Genomic DNA, 18,578 nt, shown 5'->3' on the forward strand with positions numbered 1-18,578 from the left:
GTGTCCTGGTCTGGACTAGAGGCAACAGTTTTGTGGCTTATCCAATTGCGAGTCCGCGTTGCCGTCCAAGTTCCCAGGACACGCCATTGATACCCATCACCGCCGTCACGGTTTGCCCAAGATGCCGCTCAATCACGGGCTTCCACGGCACCAGCGAGAAGCCCATGCCGTCATCGAGCATCGCGTAACGGCCGCTAGCGAGTATGACGCTGCGGCGATAGATCCCGGCCACGCGCTGCCCCTCGGACACCGGCCGATGCTCCAGGCCGGTTTCTGTCGCTATGTCCTGCGCGACCTTCGTAAGCTCGCGCCCGCGAAGCGTCGCCAGCAGGTTGCGCGCAAGGATCACACGCTGCCCGCGTCGCTCGACCAGCCCCTGTTCGGTCAGGAAGTCGGCGCGCAGTTGCAGCGCGTCCTTGACCTCACTGCCAAAGCCCAGGTCGCCCAGTCCCTTGCTGCCGCCGATCAACTGCTGGTCGAGCCAAGTCGCACCGATCACGCGAGTCTGCCGCTCGATTGGCAGGTGCGATTTCAGCTCTACTGCCACTCCGCCGCCCAGGCGCTGGGTGTCGTATTCGCGCCCCCGCTCGGCCAGGTCGTTGGGCACACGCCAGACGCCTTCAGCCATGCGCTCCACGACGCCGGCGCGGCGCAGGGCTTCGAGTCGGCGGACGTGGGCCGCGACCACCTCGCGTGGGTCGCGGTCAGGCATTGCCTGGCTCTGGGCGACCGCGAGGTGATGGTCGGTGCGATAGATGCCAGCCGTCGCCAGCGCGGCGATGTTCCGGTCGGCCGCGCGCACGTCGGCCGAGCCTTTCACCTCCACCACGGCACCGGTCGGATACTGTTCCAGTTCCGACTGCGGCGGCAGCGCGACGTAGTGCGCCTTGCCATCGATCCCGTCGATGACCAGATAGCCCTTGTCGTACAGCTCGTCGGCCAGCCCTTTGCCGGCCACCCGGCCGACGATGGCGCGGCCTTCCTCGCCGGGCGGGAACACGACCAACTCACGCTGCTTGCCGCTTATGGCGCGCTGCATGGTGCGGATGATGTCGCCGCGCTCGCCCATGGCTCGCAGGGTTGGCTCAGCCTCGGCACGGATGGCCCATACGCCGGGTTGCTGCTCGGTCGCCAGCCCCATGCGCTGCAAGCGCTGCAGACGGCCGATCAGCATTTGCCGCTGGCGTTGCAGCCGGGGTTCGGCCAGCGTTTCCGTCCGCACCAGGCCATCCGCGGCCTCGCGCTGCAAGGTGCGATCCAGTCCCGTCCACCTCTCCTGATCGACTTCGCGCTGCATGGCGCGCTGGATGTCCAGCTCGGTGCGCAGCCCCAGCCAATCGGTCGCCAGTTCAGCGGCCCGGCGGCGCATCCCCTCGGCGACGTAGTCGCGGGAAATGATTAGGTCTTTTCCGGTGTCGTCCTTGCCGCGCAGGACGATGTGGGTATGCGGGTTGTCGGTATTCCAGTGATCCACTGCCATCCAGTTCAGCCGTGTGCCCAGGTCAGCCTCCATGCGCGCCATCAGGTGCCGGGTATAGGTGCGCAGGTCGTCGAGCTCTTCGGCATCCTCTGGCGATACGATGAAGCGAAACTGGTGCCGATCCTCGCGCCCGCGTTCCTCGAAAGCGGCGGTGTCCACCGCGTCGGTCGTTGGGCCATAGGCCCGGCCCGGCCCGCCTTGGCGATCAACCCCTTCGCGCTCGATGTAGCGCAGGTGCGCGGCGGTCGAACGCGGCCCAGCCGTGGTCAGATTGACCAGCCGCGCTTTGATCGTCACACGTCGGGCGTTGGGCATGAGCGAGGCCCCGGCGAAGCGGGCTGCGACGTGGCCTCGTCCCAGTCGGGAACCGGGCCGCTGGCCGACTTTGCCGACCGTCTTGCAGAGCTTGGCGCCGGCCTTGTTGGTCTGGCGCAGCACCTTGTTGATGAAGGCGTCGTCGCGCTGTTTCGGCGCGCCAGGCCGCACCCGGAAATGGTCGTCGTCTTGATTGCTCAGGCGGTGCCTCCATCCAAGATCAGCGCAGCCGGGCGGGCGAAGCACGCGCCTTCGCCAATGCCGATACGGCCTTGCGCACTCTCGCGGCACGCTGCCGCCTCTTGGCGCGTGCCGCGCCACCCCCAAGTGCAGACAGGGTTTTCAAGCGGCCAGGTGCCGCGACCTTTTATCTTGCCTTCCGCCTTTGCCCTTCGCTGTCGCTCCGGGCGTCGGCGGCCCGGCGACTCGGTGCTGCTCGCAGCCAGCCCGCCGGCGAACGCGGCCACGGCCACCGGCCGGTTGCGTTCGAGGCAAGACGCTTGCACGTGGAAAGACGGCGCCGGATGGTGCGCGAAGTGCGGTGCGAATACACGTGCACTGTATGCGCAATGACACGGCGGCGGCCACCGGAACGACACGCCGGATGGCACGATGAAGCGCAGCAAATCGTTAGCCATCATCGGAGCGTCTCCAGCCAGACTGGATGCGCAACACCGATCACGTCGGACGCAACAATCGGCCCGAAGTAGCGGCTGTCGAACGACGCCGGGTTGGTCGTGCTCAGCAGGAACAACTCCCCGGGGTGAAGCAGCCGGCATTGCTGCCAGGATGGCAGCGGCCGGCCCATGCGATCGGCAGGCAAGACAGCGGCCACCGGCACGCCGTCAATGCGCACGCTGCGGCCGACGATGCACACTCGCTGCGGCGACACCGCGCCCACGCGCTTGAGCAACGGAATGCGCGCCGGCAGGTAGCCGCGCTGCGCAGCCAGCTCGGCGGCGTCGGCCGGAAGCTGGGCCAGCACGATGCTGCCCACGGCCAATGGAGGTGGCAGCGAGTCGGCCCGGCGGTCGAGCGGATCGACGCGATACCAGCCAACTGCCACGCTGTCGGACGGGTTGTAGATCAGGCGCGGCAGCGGCCGCATGTGGTCAGGAAGGAAGGACGCCCAGGCCAGCGCAGCGAGGCCGCAGGCGGACAGACCCGCCTGCGCGATGCGAGCGCGCAGGCGCGAGCGGGGACGCGGCGCCGTTTCCGTGGCGTTGGCGGACGTGGAAATCGTCGTCATGGCAGCGCCTTCCAGGCCAGCCAGGCAGCGTGCCGTTCGGCCGTGTATTCGGGCAGCGGCAGGCGTGCAGCGAGCCGGTTGCCAAGCGTGCGCCAGTACGCGGGCGACACGTCGACGGCGGCTATGCCCAGCGCCTCGATGGCGTCGATCTGAGCCAGCACAGCGCGCACGGCCGGCTCGCCCTCGGCGTGCAACACCAACCGCGCACCGGGCAGCACGCCGGGGATGCGCTGCGCCGCGTCCAGCGGCGTGCAGGCCTGCATGACCATGAGCTGCCATCGGATCGTCCCGTAGTCGTTGGCATGCCAGCGGATGCGACAAAACATCGCGCCGGGCGGGAACACCGCGACGCGCCGCCAGCGGTCGAGCCGGATGATGCGCGTCGGCTCGCCGAAGCGCAGGTAGAGGTCGATGCGCTGTTCGACGTAGGCAAGCGATACGTAGGTCAGCGGCGCGCCGCCGGCCCGCCCGGCGAGCACTGCGAGTGGCCGCGCAATTGTGGATGACGTGGCTGCCACGGCCGCCAACGCGTGAGTGTTCATGGTGCGTTCTCCGGGAACTCGCGTTCCAGCAATCCACGCAGTAGTTCGGCCACCGTCACGCCCTGCGTGAAGGCCGACACCTTGATGCGCGCCCGCATCGCGGGCGTGATGTCGAGGGTCAAGCGCGCGGTGTAGAGGTCGCCTTTCTGGAGGTCGTTGGCTTCGCCCTGGCGAACCCACGCCTCGGCGTGCGGGTTCGCGGGCGGACGCGCGCCGATGCCGACGCGCTTGCCGCGCGTAGGTGGTTCTGTGGTCATGTCGGCCACCGCAGCAGTTCATCGACCAGCGCGGCGATCTCGCGCGTGGCGGCGCTGTCGGGTGCCGTCTCGCGGGCCAGCCGACCGGCGGCCACGCTATCGGCGAAAACGATGCGCTGATGCACCTCCGAGCGCAGCGCGGGCAACGGCTGGTCGGCCAGCGCTTGGCGCGCTTCGCGGCCAATGATGGTCGTGCTGACGCGCCGATTGATGGCGAAGGCCGCGCGCAGCGCCGGCCGGAACACCTGCGCCTCGCGGATCAGCGCGACCATCTCGGCGGATGCCCACAAGTCGTAGGGACTGGGCTGTACCGGGATCAGCACGCGCTCGGCCGCGAGCAGCGCCGAGCGCGCCAGCGCAGCGATGCGTGGCGGGCCATCGATGACGACGTGATCAGCCCTGCGTGCCAGCTCTGGCGCTTCCTGATGCAGCGTCTCGCGTGCGAGGCCAACAGCGCTGAACAAGCGTGGCAAGCCCTGCTGGGCGCGCCGCTGCGTCCAGTCGAGCGCCGAGCCTTGCGGGTCGGCGTCCAACAGAACGACTTGCTGACCGCGCATTGCCAGCTCACCGGCGATATGTGTGGCGAGCGTGGTCTTGCCCACACCGCCTTTTTGGTTCAGCAAAGCGATGATCATGGCGCGGCCCTCCTTTCTGGAAAGCCGGCTTTTCTTCGCCGTGCGAAACGCTGCGAGCCGTGCCGTTTGGCGGTTATCCACCGAAACGGTGCGCTTCTATTAAAAGTTAAAGAATTTAAGTTAGGGAAGTTAGAGGGTCCGGAAACCAGCGTCGTTATTGGCTTTCCGGCTGTTTCGCACGCCTGATAGCACGATAGGGACACGCCCGATAGCACGATACCCGGCACGCCTGATAGCACGAGGCCATTCACAGCTTCTCCCCGAGTTATCCCCGTGCCGTCCGCAGCACGGGCCGGAAAATCAGCAGTTCGGCCCCGTCGTCCGGCATCCGTTCGATGCCCAGGACGTAGCCCGGCATTGACTGCCGCGCCACCAGCGCACGCAAGTCGCAGGCGAAGTCGTAGGGCTTGGCCGTGCTGCCCGATTTGCGGTGCAGGTGCTTGAAGTCGAACTGCCAGCCGCCCGGCTGCTTGCCGCCGTGCTTGCGCACCAGGCGGTACAGCCAGCGCTCGATGCCACCCGTCAGCTTGAAATAGGCCGGGTCGATGGTCAGCACCAGCGCCGCATCCATCACGCCCGCGTAGAACCAGTCCGGCAGGATCAGTTCGATGCCCAGCGGCGTGCCGCGGGCGTCGGCCAGTTCCTTCCATTCGTTGATCCACGAAAAGCGATGCAGGCGCCGCCCGGTCGTCTCGCGGATGGAGGTGGCCACCGTGGTCGATTGCAAGCGATCCAGGGCCGCCTTGAGGCGCTGGTAGTCGCGCAGCGACGTGCCGCGCCCGATGAAGCGCAGGATCTCGTAGGGCGTGGCGCGCATGAGCCGCGACGGGCGAATGCCAGCGTCGCGCGCTTCCACGATCTGGCTGGCCGCCCAGATCAGGATGTCGGCATCCCAGATCGTGGCGATGCCGTGCTCCTGCGTCCCCTCCACGCGGATCGTCACGCCGCCGGCGCGGAAGTCGATCGGCTGGACGCGCTTCGACTTCGCCAGCGAGAAGAACGGAAAGGCCATCAAATCCTGGCTGTCGCGCGGCGCCATGTCGCCCGGTAGCGCGCGGAACAGATCGAGCTGTTCCCGCTCCTGCGCTGGCCGCTGTCCGGATGGCAGCGAAGGACTTAACATGGCGATGGCCACCGGCGAAGCGCCGATCAGCGCGCACGGCTGTCGGCCGAGTGGTGCTCGGCGTATTCGGGATCGGACGTGGCCTCGAAGCTGCGCTGGTCGGCCCAGGCATCGAGGTCGGCCACCGCGTACATGACGCGACGGCCAAACTTGCGGAAACGCGGGCCGCCGCCGATCACGCGCTGCTTTTCCAGCGTGCGTGGCGACAGGCGCAGGTATTCGGCGGCCTCGTCGTTCGTCAGGTAGCGTTGGGGTTGTGCAGCAGCGGGTTGCTGCTGCGTGGCGGGTGCGGCAGCAGGTCGCAAGGGAGCGGGTCGCATCGGGTAAGCCTCCATCGGTCAGGACAGCCCAGCCGCACCAGCGCGGCCAGATGTAGGCAGTCTCAAGAAAGGGGTGCGTCCCGTTGAGGGTCGTTTTGCAGTGAAGGCAAAACGACCCTGCTCAAGTCACTGGAGTTGAGCCAAGCGGCGATACCCACCGCGCATCAGCGTCAGGCCGCGTCGCACCAGGCGGCGTACGCGGGAACGCAGACCGCCATCGGTATACCAGCCCGTGACCACGGCATCGGAACCGAACAGCCCCTCGGCGACTTCACGCAAGGACGCCCCTGCCAAGGTGGCGTCGAGCGCCTGCAAGGTATGCAGCTCCTGCAGCGCAGTCGGCGCGGGCCGGGGCCGAGCCGCTGCTGCGGGCGTGCCTTCGGGTGCCACGGCCAGCTTGTCCAGTTCGGCCCGGAGCACGCAATGGCGCGCGCAAGGCATGTCGCGCGCGCGGATGGCATAGACGTAGGCCATGCCATCCTCCAAGCCCGGTGCCAACGTCAGACGCAGGCAGCAGCCGGGCCAGCGCGTGGCGAGCATCAGGCGTCGGCCATCATGAACCAGGTGCTTGTGACCGGGGATGCGCCAAAACTCAAACGTGGCGGCTTCCGACGGTGGGTCAATGTCCGGATGAAGCTGCGCTATGCAGGGATGGCCAGAAAACCATGCAGGATGCGCATCGCGCGCATCCAAGGCCGGGTCTTCCAGCATGCTCAGCCCCCAACTGTGGGCGGCGTCCGGTTGGCGGTGACGGCGCAGCCAGTCGCGGCGGTAATCTGGATGGCGGCGCAAATACTCCCAAGCCAGTGCCAAGTCATCCAGATGCAGCACGTAGAGATACGCGGCGGTGGGATACCAGGGTTCGGCGCTTCGATCAGCCATGACGCAACCTCCTGTTGGGCAGGGATCGTCGCCACGGTTGTCGGCACGCTGGGGCTACGCCATCAAAAGCTCAACGCGCCACCAGCAAAGGGATAAACTCAAGCTGTAATGAGCGGTGTCAAGACTGATTGGCTCTGAAGTCTTACGTGGATTGTCCGAATGTGACGGCTGCGCAGCCCGGAAATGGGGCGCAGCACCGGACATCCTGCCGCAAGCCGCTCAGTACATCATGTCCCTTTCGGTCAGGGCCGTACCTTCTTGTGGCAAGAGTGGCGATTCTGATTGCCTGCGTCATAACACAGACCGAAAAAGACACAATGCGCCGCAAGGGCGTGTGTCTGGATGGCCCGCCGCAGTGGGGCCGCACGGATTGATCAGTCGGGGATCGAGCCGTCAATCTGCGCCAATCGGACATACTCCGATAACGGCCGCGATGCGTGGAAATACAGGTCGCGTTGGATGGGCCGCTGACGCGGCCCGACGATGCCTGCCAAGCCGGACAGCTTGACCGTCCCCAATTCCGGCATGCCGATGCCGAGGTCGATGAGGCCCCAGGCCGTATCGCCATCGGCCGGGTCGAGCGCAGCCAGCAACCAGGTCGCGTGCGCATCCGGCGTGAACAGCCTCACCACTGGTAGCGGGTCGATGATCTGACCAGCCGCGCGCACCTCGCCGTTGGCGAGCAGTTGCGCGCGTTGGTCGGCGGTGGTGAGTGGCTGGGTCATGGTCAGGAACCCCACGAAACCGTGGATGCACGAATCCGCCTTTCCGCGAAAGCGTAGAACCACCGAACCGGATGTGCGCTTTCGTGCGGAAACACGGAAGCGCAAGCCATCCAATCCGTACATGCACGGAAACGGAAAAGCGAAATTGTGGAGGTCAGGAATGACACGGATGCGGCTCTCCGGTTCTGGCGAAATCCGCAGATGCGGTTTTCTGTAAAGGCGCAAAGCCGAAAGGCTTACCATCAAATGAACACTATAGATTGTAGCCCTATAGGGCGCAATCGACTGTCATCTTGGTTTTTGAGGGAACCACCGGATGACAGCGAAAAACTCATTGGCGAAGGCACTGAAGACGGTCAGGAGGGCACGCGGCCTGAGCCAGGAAGCGTTCTCCGACGTGTCCAGCCGGACCTATCTGAGTTCGCTGGAGCGTAACCTGAAAAGCCCGACGCTCAACAAGCTGGCCGAGTTGTGCGAGGTGATGGAAGTGCACCCGCTCACGCTGCTGACGCTGGCCTATGCTGGCAACGACCCGGCCAAGACCGATCAACTACTGGCGCGGGTGCGCAAGGAACTGGAAGCAATAGCGGACACGGCCGGATAGATGAGACCGAACATGGGAGGGAAATATGCCTTACTACGCCGGGTTGAAAAAGATCAACGACACCGCGGTTCGCCGACGCACCATCGACGGCCTGCAGCGCCTGCGACCAGCATTGGCCGAGGCCATCCCGAAGCGCACGGCCACCGACACGCTGCTGCTGGCGACGTGGAACATCCGTGAGTTCGACTCCGGCAAGTACGGCTATCGGAGCGATGAACCTTACTACTATATCGCCGAGATACTGAGCCGTTTTGACCTGGTCGCCATTCAGGAGGTGCGGGACGGTCTGTACCCCTTGCAGCGCCTGCGGCGCATGCTGGGCGACGACTGGGATTTCCTCGTCACCGACGTGACGCTGGGCACGTCCGGCAATGCGGAGCGGATGGCCTATCTGTACGATCGTCGCAAGGTCAGTTTCACCGGCTTGGCGGCCGAGTTGGTGCTGCCCAAGGCGAAGAACGCCAAGGAGGAGCCGGTGCAGTTGGCACGCTCGCCCTATGTGGCGGGATTTCGTGCCGGCTGGGCCTACCTGACGCTGGCCACGGTCCATATCTACTACGGCAAGGGCGTGGCCGTTGACCCGCGCCGGTTGGCCGAGATCACAGCATTCGGTCAGACGATCGCCAAGAACGCGGTCAAGCTCTCCGGGGCACCCCAATACGAACCCGGCGCGCCACCGCTGCCCGACAACCTCATCATGCTGGGCGACTTCAACATCTTCAACCGCAAGGACGTGACGATGGAGGCCATCGAACAGGCCGGCTTCATCGTCCCCGAAGAACTGCAGACCATTCCCGGATCGAACGTCGCCAAGGACAAGCACTACGACCAGATCGCCTATTACAAGCACCTGGCGCGCTTGAAACTGACCGGCCAAGCCGGTGTGTTCGACTTCTTCGAGCACGTCTACCGGCTCGAAGACGAAGCGGCTTACGCCGCCGAGCGGGCCGAGAGGCCCGGTCGCGGTTTCAAGGACTGGCGCACCTACCGCATGAGCGATCACCTGCCCATGTGGATCGAGCTGGGCATCGACGACAGCGATGCCTATCTGGGCACGCTGGCGTGATGTAGCGAGAACCAAGCGCCCCGCCGCAATGGGCGGGGCGCTTGGGGTGGCCGTCAGGCCACTTGCGGCTTGTTGCGCGACCAGATCAGGTTGTGCGTGCCGTCCTCTTCCTCGATCAGGCGGGCATAGATCGTCGCCGGGAACGTGGGATCGTCGAGGGTCACGGACACGTAGGGCCGCTCGGCCTTGCTGACTTTCTTCCATGCCGCGCCGACGTCGTATCCGCCTGCCGCCTGGACGCGGAAGTCGGGGGCGTTTTCGCTTTCCTTTTCGTTGGGGACGAGCTTGACCTTGACGTTGAGCGCCAGGGTGCGGATCGTGCCGGTGAAGCCGTCTTTGTCTGCGGTGAAGGTGCCGATGGTGGCCATGATGATTTCTCCTTGCGGGTTAACCAAGGTCGCGCCCATCGCGTCCTTGTTGTGATCCGTCAGGTGGGGGACGGGCGGGCTGCATCGCTTGCGGCCGAAACGCAGTGGAGGACCGGGAGGCGCAAAAAATTTGTCCCGCGAGGAATGCGCCGAACGCAGTGATAGCGCAGGGGAAATTGTTTGCGCCGGACGGTTGCGGCCATGAAGCCCGAGGCGCAGCTGTGCCCCCGCCAGGATTCACGACAAGCCAAGGACGCATGGGCCGATCGCCCCGCAAGGGGACAGGGCGGCCTCGGCATCCCACCGCAGGCGGCTTCATCGGCTTGCCCCCTGATGCGGGCAAGGTCCATCCCCCCAAACGGCGAGCGCTAACGACCCTGCCGCATCCTGTGGTGGCATGCTTGGGGTGCGGTGTGGAAGTTCCATGGCGGGGCAGGGCGGCGTGTCCGTGAACCATCTCTCGTGATAATGTGGCGACGAACCGCCAGCGTCGAGGACGGCACGCATTCGCACAACCTGCCGCAGCAAGCCACGGCGTATCCGCTGCGCTCTGTCCATCGCTGGCGGGGCGCTGACCTGGCCGATCCGGCGCAAGCCGGTTCGGCACTCTCACAGGGGCGCCTAGCGGCGCGCGGCGGGGATAGGCCGTGCGCCGATCCCTTGGAGGCAAGCGAAGCGCGCAGCGCCACAGGCGCGGAAGTGCGTGAGGGATTGAAGCCGAATGGCCGTGACGGCAAAGGCGGCACGGGGCGCAGCCCGAAAGCCCGGCGGCGCATCGCGCCGACACACCTGCGCAGGCATACACCATGGCAGGAATGAAAATTCGGATGCGTGCCCCGGCAGCATCCTGACCGTATAGCCTATGCTATTCCGTGCCCAGTCTGAATGAGGAGATGAAATGTTGAGTTTTTACGTGACGAATCTACTGATACCAGACGATCCAGACGATCTGACGATCACCACACCCGCAGGACTGTGGACCCTGACCAAGGCGCCAAACTTCGTAACAACAAAAGCTGCCATCACAGGGACGACTTTGGCACGTCAACAGCATTTGCCAGTGGGCGAGACCTATTTCCTTGAAAGCCCAATCAGCATGGACCGAGGTGCAGCCGCGGTGGATCGGGCATTTGATGAGATCACGCCAATCCTGCTGGCAGCGAGCTATGCGACGGGTATGAGTGTGACGATCAACCGATCGACAATGGGCAGTTCCGTATCGATCATGCAACCGTCAGACCACTGGCCTCGCGCACGCGCGCTCGGTTCTGGTTCATATGTCATCAGCACATCCAACGAATTCAGCCGACTGGTCGAGGTCTTCGTGCGGGTTTGGCCAACCATGGGGCAAACCGAAAAGGCACGTTTGCTGGTACATCACTGGCTCGATGCTCTCGCCTGCTGGTCAATGGAAGACCAATACCTGAGTGCAACGACGTTGTTACAGATCATCGTTGCAACCGAAGCCCAGAAGCAGGGGAAGGCAAGCCTGACGTACTACAACGGCCTCGAAGACGCCGCAAATCGCATGGGGATCGCACCGCTCAGTCAGGATTTTAAGAACATGCGCAATGAACTTATCCACGATGGCCAATTGATTGGCTCCCGATTCGTTGGCCCGCGATCAGCTTGTGACCAAGTCGTCGCGGACGTACTGAACTGGTTCGATACATATGTCCATGCCGGGCTTGGGCTTGGACCGGTGGCGAAGACACGTTTCGGGGCGAATGACTTCGCTACGCTGAATGCCTACTCGATCTAAAATTGCCACGAGGAAATATTTTCCTTGAGCACTGAAATATAGTGCGGTGCCGTAATTTGGCTGTTGGATCAGGGATGCAGCAGCGAGAGAAGCGGCAGGGGCTGCTGTCTGCCCCAGCCGCATGGAGAATCAGGCTTTCAACTGGCGCAGGCCATCGGCCAGCAGCCAGAGGGCGCGGTTCAGGCGGATGCCGTTGTCGATGCCCTGCACGGGCCGGGTGGTCTGGCGGCGACCGTTGGCGGCGCGGGCGCGCAGGCCGCCTTTGATGAGGTTTTCTTGCGCGCGGTTGAACACGCTCCACAGGTCGGCCCGGCTGTCGTCGGTGCGACGCGGCATCAGGATTTGGCTTTCCGTGATGGGTGCGGGCTTGTCCTCGTCGTACTTGAGGGCCAGCGCGGCGCGGGCGAACACTTCCGACTCCCCGGTGTCCAGCGTGATGGCGCTCATGGCATCACGGGATTCCTGCGCCCGGTCGAAGCCGCGCAGGACTTCGTAAGCGCCTTCGATCACCTGCGTGGCCGCGTCGCCCTTGTGGGGCACGCGCACATCCGCCACGGTGTCGCCACAGACAAGGCCGTTCTGGCATACGAAGCGGAACATGCCGGCGAGCATCTGATAGCTGCTGGTGCCATCGTGCGAATTCAGCAATATTATTTCGTTGGCCTCGCGACCGTTGATCTGGCTGGCATGGCGCAGCCGGATCATATGCTTGGTGTAGTCGCGGCGGTTGTCCTGCCGCACGCGGGTCTGGCACACCATGAAGGGCTTGAAGCCTTCGCCGCGCAGTTCCTGCAAAACGGTGGCGGTCGGAATGTAGCTGTACCGCTCCGAGACGCTTTCATGCGGGGCCTCCGCGAAGATGGACGGGGCCACGGCCCGGATTTGGTCGTCCGACAAGGGATGTTCCGAGCGCAGCACCGGGGAACGGGAAGCGAAACGGGTTGCGAGTTGCATGGTCTTTCTCCTGACAAAGGGTTTGCTGTTGAAACCACACACCGGATTCCTAGATTCGGAGCCCGCCTTTCGGCTTTCCGGTGGGGTCGGCGCGGAGACCTGGGCCGGCCTCGTTGCCACCGTTTTTCCTGAGTTCATCGCCCGCGACGGTCAGGAGCGCGCGGACGGGAGCCGTCAAGGAGGCAAGCGCCGGGTGGGTGCGGCCCGCAGCGCAGCGAGGACCCGGCCCGGCGCGCCTTGATGGCGCACGGACGCGAGCTACGGTCGCGGACAAGGTGATGGGCGAAGGAAGATGGCTAGACAGGCAATCGGCCGTAGTTGGCGCAGGCCCACGCAAGCGAAGCGCGCAGCGCCGTGGGCGCGAAGACCGATCCCGTTTTGTTCGGTGGTCTTTGATGGAGCGCTAAGCTCGATGCCGCCAATAATTCAAAAAGGGCGCCGCCGAAACCGACGACGCCCGTAGCGACGGCTAAGTCAAGATGCGTCCCGCAAGACGTGCCTCGCGCGCATAGGCGCTAATCGACTTGGTCGCAGTGAAGTTTTGGTCGCGTTCCACTGGGAGTCCAAGTTGCCCCCGGATCGCTACCAACTCCGCCAGGCTTACCCAGCCCAGTTCGGGGCACCCCAGGCCCAGGTCGCAGAGGCCAAACGCATGGTCGTGCTCGTCTGGATCAATTTCCGTCAGCAGCCAGGTGGCGCCGGCATCCGGGGTGAACAGCTTGACCACAGGCAGTGGGTCGAAGTCCTCGCTCTCAAGCGACTGCCGGCCGTTGGCCAGAAGTTCCGCACGTTGTTCGTCGGTGATCAGCTTCGTCATGGTCTTCTCCTTGGAAGGATTCAGGGCGGGATTGCCCGAGACCGCGACAAGCACGGCGCAGCGCAGCAGTCAGGGTTCGCAGACGGCCGCAGGACGCCAGCGTGCAAGGCACGCGCAGACCTTGACGGTGAGAACGTCGTGATAAGGTGAAGGGAACAGCAAGCCAGCCCACATTACGCTCCGCAATCGCCTGGGGGACGTACGGAGTTACTTAACCCCGAAAAGGATCAAAGTCGTTGCCCTTGAAGTAACGGAAGCGTAAAGCCAGCGGGCAAACCGATCAGGCGCAGCCTGTTCGGTGCTCTTGGGGCGCCAAGCTTGCGCGGCGGGGTGGGCGGAGCCGACCCCTGGAGTTGGCAAGACATGTATCGACGGTCGCGGCAAAAAAGGGGCGCAAGGCCCCAGGGGTTAGAGAAGCCCGCGTTCGGCGAACGACAGGATGTTGGCGCCAGCGACTACCAAGTGATCCAGCACCCGCACATCCACCAAGGCCAACGCTGACTTGAGCGTCTGCGTCAGCATTTCGTCCGCCCGCGACGGCTCGGGCACACCGGATGGGTGGTTATGCACCAGGATCAGCGCCGCCGAGTTGCGTGCCAGCGACTCCTTGACCACCTCGCGCGGATACACCGATGTTTGGCTCACCGTGCCGCGGAACATCTCGACGTAGTCGATAACACGGTTCTGCGCATCCAGATGGATGATCGCGAATACCTCGTGCTCCAGTGTCCCGAGTTTGATCCGCAGGAAGTTGCGCACCACCTGCGGCGAGGTCAGCGCCTCACTGCCGTTCATCTGCCCGGACAGCACGCGCAGCGCTGCCTGCAGTACCTCGTCGGCCTTGGCCGGACGGTAATCGCCAGCGACATCGCGAACGAGAAGGGAGGAATCCAAAGAAGAGGAATGTTGCGACATGATCGTGCTCCGGTTCGAATCGGGCGGAATTGCCCGGAACCGGCGACACACGGCGCAGCGCAGCGGTCAGGGGTCGAAGACGGCCGCCAGGCCGCAAGCGGTCAACCGCAGGGCAGGACGCGCAGCCCTTGATGGCGAGAACGACGTGGTACGTTGAAGGGAACAGCAAGACCGCCTCTCACACACCAACAGCAGTGGGTGGCAAGCAGGGCGCGCAGGCCGGAACGCAGAGAAGGCCGGAGGCGTCAGGGACCAAAGCCGAATGGCCGCGATTCGGCACGAAGCGTGGGGCGTAGCCCGCGAGCCCGACGGCGGTACGCCGGGACGCAGGAGCAAACAGGGAAAAAATTCACGAGACATAATGCAGCAATGTGGTGTAATGTGGTGCAAGGTAGCGTTCGAGGCGCCCAATGAAGCAATCAAAGCTTGATGATGAAGTGAATTTGCCACCCATTGTTCGGGTGTCTGTAAGCCTTCCTCGGGGGCTTCACGCCGAGTTGGAGCAAATCGCGCGCGACAAGAAAGTCTCGCTGGCGTGGGTCATTCGGGACGCGGCGGAGAAGTATGTTGCCGACCAGTGGCCTCTGTTGGCCCAGACCAAATGACATATGGACAGCGTTACTCCCGCTCGGCGTTCGGAAATCATGGGGCGAGTGCGCTCGCGCCACACCAAGCCGGAAATGACGATTCGACGGATGGTGCATGCGATGGGCTATCGATATCGCCTGCACGCGAAGGATTTTCCTGGCAAGCCAGACTTGGTGTTTCGCGCCCGCAAGAAGGTTGTATTCGTTCATGGTTGCTTTTGGCACAGGCACGCGGGGTGCGCGTTGGCCAGACTGCCAAAATCTCGCCAGGAGTTCTGGCTTCCGAAGCTCGAAGCGAACCGGCAGCGTGACATGAAGAACGAAAGCGCGCTTCGAGACGCGGGTTGGGATGTGCTGACGATTTGGGAATGCGAGTTGAGCGATATCGCTCGGCTCAAGACAAGAATATGGGGATTTCTCGATGCGTAGCGTCGAACTTTTCGCAGGGGCGGGAGGGCTCGCCATCGGCATGGCGAACGCTGGATTTCAGCACGCGGCTGTCGTTGAATGGGATCACGACGCTTGCGAGACATTCCGCGAGAATCAACGTCACCATGCCCACGCGGTGGAAGGTTGGCCCGTGCATGAGGTTGACGCGCGGACCTTCAATTTCAGTTCGCTCGGTCGGGATATCGAAGTGGTTTCCGGAGGCCCTCCATGCCAGCCATTCTCGATGGGCGGCAAGCATCAGGGACAGCGCGACGATAGAAACATGTTCCCCGAGGCGGTCCGGGCGGTACGCGAGTTGATGCCGAAGGCGTTCATTTTCGAGAATGTCAAAGGGCTCACACGGAAGAGCTTCGCTTCATATTTCTCGTACATCCATCTGCAACTTCAGTATCCGGAATTGGCACGGCGCAAAGGCGAGAACTGGATGCAGCACCGTGCGCGTCTGGAACAGCACCATTCCTCCAACAAGGGGGCGGCGACATACAACGTGTTGTTCAACGTGTTGAACGCCGCCGACTATGGCGTGCCGCAGAAGCGGCAACGAGTGTTTCTTGTTGGTTTTCGTTCCGACGTGGGCGCGCGATGGTCTTTTCCAGAGCCGACACATTCCGAGGAAGCGCTGCTAATTTCAAAATGGATCGATGGCGCCTATTGGGATGAACACGGCATCAGTCGCAAGCGAAGGCAGGAAATCCCGCCACGGTATGCTAAACGTGTTGAACTCTTGCGCTCCACGCCTCGCTTGCTAACGCTTGACCGTTGGCGAACCACCCGCGACGCGTTGAGCAATCTTCCCGATCCGGAGTCCGATCGAGATCACGAAATTCCAAACCACGTGTTCACCCCGGGAGCCAGAACTTATGTGGGCCACACGGGGAGCGCCTTGGATGAACCGTCAAAAACGCTAAAGGCCGGATATCACGGTGTTCCGGGCGGCGAAAACATGTTCGTGAAGGATGATGGCACGGTTCGCTATTTCACGGTTCGGGAATCCGCGCGACTGCAAACCTTCCCGGACGAATACGAATTCCGAGGCTCGTGGAGTCAAACCATGCGTCAACTTGGCAACGCCGTGCCGGTGAAACTGGCGGAGGTGGTGGCTCGCTCCGTGGCGGCCAGTTTAAGCGCGTGCGCGAATCCAACCCGAATCAAGAATTGATCAAAGGACAAGGACTGACATGGCCAACGATTTCGATCTGACTCCCGATCCCCGTGTTCTTCAGATTCTTGGCGAGATTAATCTCGACCAATGGAAGTGTCTGGCGGAACTGATTGACAACGGTGTGGATGCCTTCATCAATTCGAATCGCGCAGGAGAGCCAGTTGACTCGCCGTGCGTGTCGATCAGTTTGCCCACACAGGATCGGGCCGATGCCGCTGTGGCAATCCGGGACAACGGTCCCGGTATGACGATCGAACAGTTGGAGAGGGCTGTCCGGGCCGGTTGGAGCGGAAACAATCCGTTGGACAACCTTGGCCTTTTCGGCATGGGTTTCAATATCGCCACCGCGCGCCTGGGCATGGTCACCGAGGTTTATGCGACGCGCGCGGGAGATCAGGAATGGACGGGCTTGCGGATCGACCTCAATGAGTTGCGTCGCACTCGGAGTTATCACACGCCACGCCTCACCAGGCCGAAGCCCGATCCTTCAGCGCACGGGACGGAAATCAAGATTCTCCAGCTCAAAGCGGATCAGCGTCTGTACTTTTCGAAGAACGCCAATCATCAAAAGATTCGTAGGCAGTTGGCGCGTGTCTATGCGCCACTGCTCCTTTCCAAGGAGAACTCGTTCACCCTGCAACTCAATGGCCAGAACGTTCAGGCGAAGCGCCCATGTCACTGGGACCCGGACCGGTCCGTGCAAGGGAGCGATGGGAAGCCGGTCCACGCCGTGGAAAGTTTCGATTACGCGCTCCCTTCACGCCACTATTGTTTGACCTGCATGATCTCCTTTTCAGGGCAACAAGGCTGCCCGACCGGCGGCCCGGACTGCAAGACAATCGAGGTCAAGCGTCGGCTGCATGGTTGGGTGGGGTTGCAGCGTTACATGCACGAGGAGGACTTTGGCATAGACATCGTTCGGAACGGACGGGTCATCGAAGTCCAGAACAAGGATTTGTTTGTATGGACCGGAGGCGAGAGACCCGAACGCGAATATCCGATCGACGATCAGCGCAATAGAGGACGATTTATCGGCGAGGTGCATCTAGACCATTGTCGGGTGAGTTACACCAAGGACCGGTTCGAACGTGATGACACGTCCTGGGCGGAAATGGTGAACCTAATCCGCGGGGATGGGCCATTGCAGCCTCAGAAAGCTCGCGCCTTGGGGTACGAGCCCCCGGATGCGCCATTGTATCGTCTATTCCAAGCTTTCCGCCGAAGCAGCCCCCAGGGCAAGACTGGGCGTTGGTCTCGGATTCTCGCTGTCAAGAACAACGAACGCGCCATGGAAATGGCCGACTTGTTCTACAAGGGCGATCCAGAACACCAAACGGACGAGAAGTGGTACGCGCTGGTGGAGGAGGAGGATCGTGGAATTGTGGGCGCAACTCCGATCGCCACCGGGCCGGGCTCGGCGGCACCGGCGGCTCCCGATGGCTTTCTCGACGAGGGTGATTCGGCATCGGAAACGGGTGGCACGGACAACAAGATACTCGAACCGGCGAGTGGTACGGATAAGACGGAAACAGTTGTGGTTCCGGTTCGCCAGAAGTTGCATGAACTGTCCCGTGTGTACAAGCATCCTTTGCTCAAGGTCGAATTCACGGTTGAGGCGTTCGTGGTGACCGCGAACGATCCGGATCTGCCGCGCAAGTCGCCCTGGATTCTGAAAATCGAGGATCCGGGCACACGCACATTCCTGTTTCTCTTCGATCCCGATCATCCGGTGTTTCGTTCCGTCACGATGACACCAATGGACGCGGTTCTTTGCGAACTCGCGTTCAAGACTTATGAGTTCCTTCGAGACACGAGTCCCGACTCGGCGGTATTCGCCACCATTCTCGCGGATTTCCGTGGCGAGTACGCCGATGACACAAAACTTGATCCGAAAAGCATCATTGCGTTCGCCGACGCGGCGCTTAGGGAAATCGCCCAATCCATTGGACCCATTGGCGACATAAGCGTGTTTGGTTCGTTGTTCGGGGGATTGCCACAACCCGCGCAGGACAGAATTCGTCGCAAGCTGGCGTCGACGGGTATATCGAGCGTGCAGGCGGTGATCGACTCCGGCGAGTTCCTCGCATATGCCGAAGCCGCCGATATTCGGTCCTTTGTGCGTCAGCACCCGGGGTTGTTTTTCGATGGCAAGTTCTGGGCGCAGCCCTATGCGAGCTTGGATTACGGTGATGAGAAAGTTAACGCGGAAGCTCGTGACCGGGTGATCGAACGATACGACGCATATTTGGCGGATGCTGTTTGGTTGGCTTCACAGAGCCCACGCGATCTTGATCGATGCGATCGGGACGAGTTGATCCGCGCGACTCTCTCCGTCCGCATTCTTGGGTCGGACGGAAACATGTGA

At 63.0% G+C, this 18,578-nt stretch carries 21 protein-coding genes; 7 read left to right on the plus strand and 14 right to left on the minus strand.

Annotated elements, in window-relative coordinates; translation table 11 throughout:
* Positions 1-37: 37 nt before the first annotated feature.
* The 10 genes from Q0L94_RS09585 to Q0L94_RS09630 all read right to left on the minus strand — a co-directional run bounded on the left by Q0L94_RS09585 (position 38) and on the right by Q0L94_RS09630 (position 7,528).
* Positions 38-1,996 (minus strand): relaxase/mobilization nuclease and DUF3363 domain-containing protein, encoded by a 1,959-nt coding sequence (locus Q0L94_RS09585; RefSeq protein ID WP_296752927.1) that lies wholly within the window; start codon positions 1,994-1,996, stop codon positions 38-40.
* Positions 1,993-2,436: a hypothetical protein gene (locus Q0L94_RS09590; RefSeq protein ID WP_296752846.1), complete on the minus strand. Its 444-nt coding sequence runs from the start codon at positions 2,434-2,436 to the stop codon at positions 1,993-1,995. Before Q0L94_RS09590 ends, Q0L94_RS09585 begins: the two co-directional genes overlap by 4 nt.
* Positions 2,433-3,044, minus strand: a complete 612-nt coding sequence (locus Q0L94_RS09595) for a S26 family signal peptidase (protein ID WP_296752848.1) — start codon at positions 3,042-3,044, stop codon at positions 2,433-2,435. The genes Q0L94_RS09590 and Q0L94_RS09595 overlap by 4 nt, the downstream gene beginning before the upstream one ends.
* Positions 3,041-3,586 carry a DUF2840 domain-containing protein gene (locus Q0L94_RS09600; protein ID WP_296752850.1) on the minus strand — a complete coding sequence of 182 codons (546 nt, stop codon included), beginning with the start codon at positions 3,584-3,586 and terminating at the stop codon, positions 3,041-3,043. Before Q0L94_RS09600 ends, Q0L94_RS09595 begins: the two co-directional genes overlap by 4 nt.
* A complete protein-coding gene (locus Q0L94_RS09605) occupies positions 3,583-3,843 on the minus strand; it encodes a chromosome partitioning protein ParB (RefSeq protein WP_296752852.1) in 261 nt (86 codons plus the stop codon). Before Q0L94_RS09605 ends, Q0L94_RS09600 begins: the two co-directional genes overlap by 4 nt.
* Positions 3,840-4,478, minus strand: coding sequence for a ParA family partition ATPase (gene parA / locus Q0L94_RS09610; RefSeq protein WP_167681844.1), 639 nt, complete (start codon positions 4,476-4,478; stop codon positions 3,840-3,842). Before parA ends, Q0L94_RS09605 begins: the two co-directional genes overlap by 4 nt.
* A 265-nt stretch (positions 4,479-4,743) precedes the next feature.
* Complete coding sequence (locus Q0L94_RS09615) at positions 4,744-5,601, minus strand: replication initiator protein A (protein ID WP_296752854.1); 858 nt, start codon at positions 5,599-5,601, stop codon at positions 4,744-4,746.
* Between the two features lie 26 nt (positions 5,602-5,627).
* Positions 5,628-5,921, minus strand: coding sequence for a helix-turn-helix domain-containing protein (locus Q0L94_RS09620; RefSeq protein ID WP_296752855.1), 294 nt, complete (start codon positions 5,919-5,921; stop codon positions 5,628-5,630).
* A gap of 126 nt (positions 5,922-6,047) precedes the next feature.
* Positions 6,048-6,803, minus strand: coding sequence for a DUF2285 domain-containing protein (locus tag Q0L94_RS09625; RefSeq protein WP_296752857.1), 756 nt, complete (start codon positions 6,801-6,803; stop codon positions 6,048-6,050).
* A 374-nt stretch (positions 6,804-7,177) separates the two neighbouring features.
* Positions 7,178-7,528, minus strand: a complete 351-nt coding sequence (locus tag Q0L94_RS09630; RefSeq protein WP_296752859.1) for a DUF2958 domain-containing protein — start codon at positions 7,526-7,528, stop codon at positions 7,178-7,180.
* Positions 7,529-7,844: 316 nt separating this feature from the next.
* On the opposite strand from Q0L94_RS09630, the gene Q0L94_RS09635 reads away from it, so the two are divergent.
* Positions 7,845-8,132: a helix-turn-helix transcriptional regulator gene (locus Q0L94_RS09635; RefSeq protein ID WP_296752861.1), complete on the plus strand. Its 288-nt coding sequence runs from the start codon at positions 7,845-7,847 to the stop codon at positions 8,130-8,132.
* Positions 8,133-8,157: 25 nt separating this feature from the next.
* Positions 8,158-9,198, plus strand: coding sequence for an endonuclease/exonuclease/phosphatase family protein (locus tag Q0L94_RS09640; RefSeq protein WP_296752863.1), 1,041 nt, complete (start codon positions 8,158-8,160; stop codon positions 9,196-9,198).
* Between the two features lie 53 nt (positions 9,199-9,251).
* Here Q0L94_RS09640 and Q0L94_RS09645 read toward each other — a convergent pair whose 3' ends face one another.
* Positions 9,252-9,566, minus strand: a complete 315-nt coding sequence (locus Q0L94_RS09645) for a DUF736 domain-containing protein (RefSeq protein WP_296752864.1) — start codon at positions 9,564-9,566, stop codon at positions 9,252-9,254.
* An 898-nt stretch (positions 9,567-10,464) separates the two neighbouring features.
* On the opposite strand from Q0L94_RS09645, the gene Q0L94_RS09650 reads away from it, so the two are divergent.
* Positions 10,465-11,328 (plus strand): hypothetical protein, encoded by an 864-nt coding sequence (locus tag Q0L94_RS09650; protein WP_296752866.1) that lies wholly within the window; start codon positions 10,465-10,467, stop codon positions 11,326-11,328.
* A gap of 129 nt (positions 11,329-11,457) precedes the next feature.
* Here the strand turns inward: Q0L94_RS09650 and Q0L94_RS09655 are convergent, their stop codons facing one another.
* From Q0L94_RS09655 to radC, 3 genes are all read right to left on the minus strand, one after another.
* Positions 11,458-12,282, minus strand: a complete 825-nt coding sequence (locus Q0L94_RS09655; RefSeq protein WP_296752868.1) for a DUF932 domain-containing protein — start codon at positions 12,280-12,282, stop codon at positions 11,458-11,460.
* 469 nt (positions 12,283-12,751) lie between these two features.
* Positions 12,752-13,099 carry a DUF2958 domain-containing protein gene (locus Q0L94_RS09660; protein WP_296752870.1) on the minus strand — a complete coding sequence of 116 codons (348 nt, stop codon included), beginning with the start codon at positions 13,097-13,099 and terminating at the stop codon, positions 12,752-12,754.
* A gap of 408 nt (positions 13,100-13,507) precedes the next feature.
* Entirely contained in the window at positions 13,508-14,014 is a 507-nt protein-coding gene (gene radC / locus Q0L94_RS09665; RefSeq protein WP_296752871.1) for a DNA repair protein RadC, read from the minus strand.
* Between the two features lie 410 nt (positions 14,015-14,424).
* Here radC and Q0L94_RS09670 point away from each other — a divergent pair, with 410 nt between their 5' ends.
* The 4 genes from Q0L94_RS09670 to Q0L94_RS09685 are packed head-to-tail and all read left to right on the plus strand — an operon-like array spanning position 14,425 to position 18,578.
* On the plus strand, positions 14,425-14,619 hold the full coding sequence (locus Q0L94_RS09670; RefSeq protein ID WP_296752873.1) for a ribbon-helix-helix domain-containing protein: 195 nt from the start codon (positions 14,425-14,427) through the stop codon (positions 14,617-14,619).
* Between the two features lie 3 nt (positions 14,620-14,622).
* The gene (locus Q0L94_RS09675; protein WP_296752875.1) at positions 14,623-15,030 is read left to right on the plus strand and encodes a very short patch repair endonuclease; all 408 of its coding nucleotides are present in this window, start codon (positions 14,623-14,625) and stop codon (positions 15,028-15,030) included.
* Positions 15,023-16,210: a DNA cytosine methyltransferase gene (locus Q0L94_RS09680; protein WP_296752877.1), complete on the plus strand. Its 1,188-nt coding sequence runs from the start codon at positions 15,023-15,025 to the stop codon at positions 16,208-16,210. The genes Q0L94_RS09675 and Q0L94_RS09680 overlap by 8 nt, the downstream gene beginning before the upstream one ends.
* A 19-nt stretch (positions 16,211-16,229) precedes the next feature.
* On the plus strand, positions 16,230-18,578 hold the full coding sequence (locus Q0L94_RS09685) for an ATP-binding protein (RefSeq protein WP_296752879.1): 2,349 nt from the start codon (positions 16,230-16,232) through the stop codon (positions 18,576-18,578).

Source organism: Thiobacillus sp. (genome assembly GCF_024708915.1).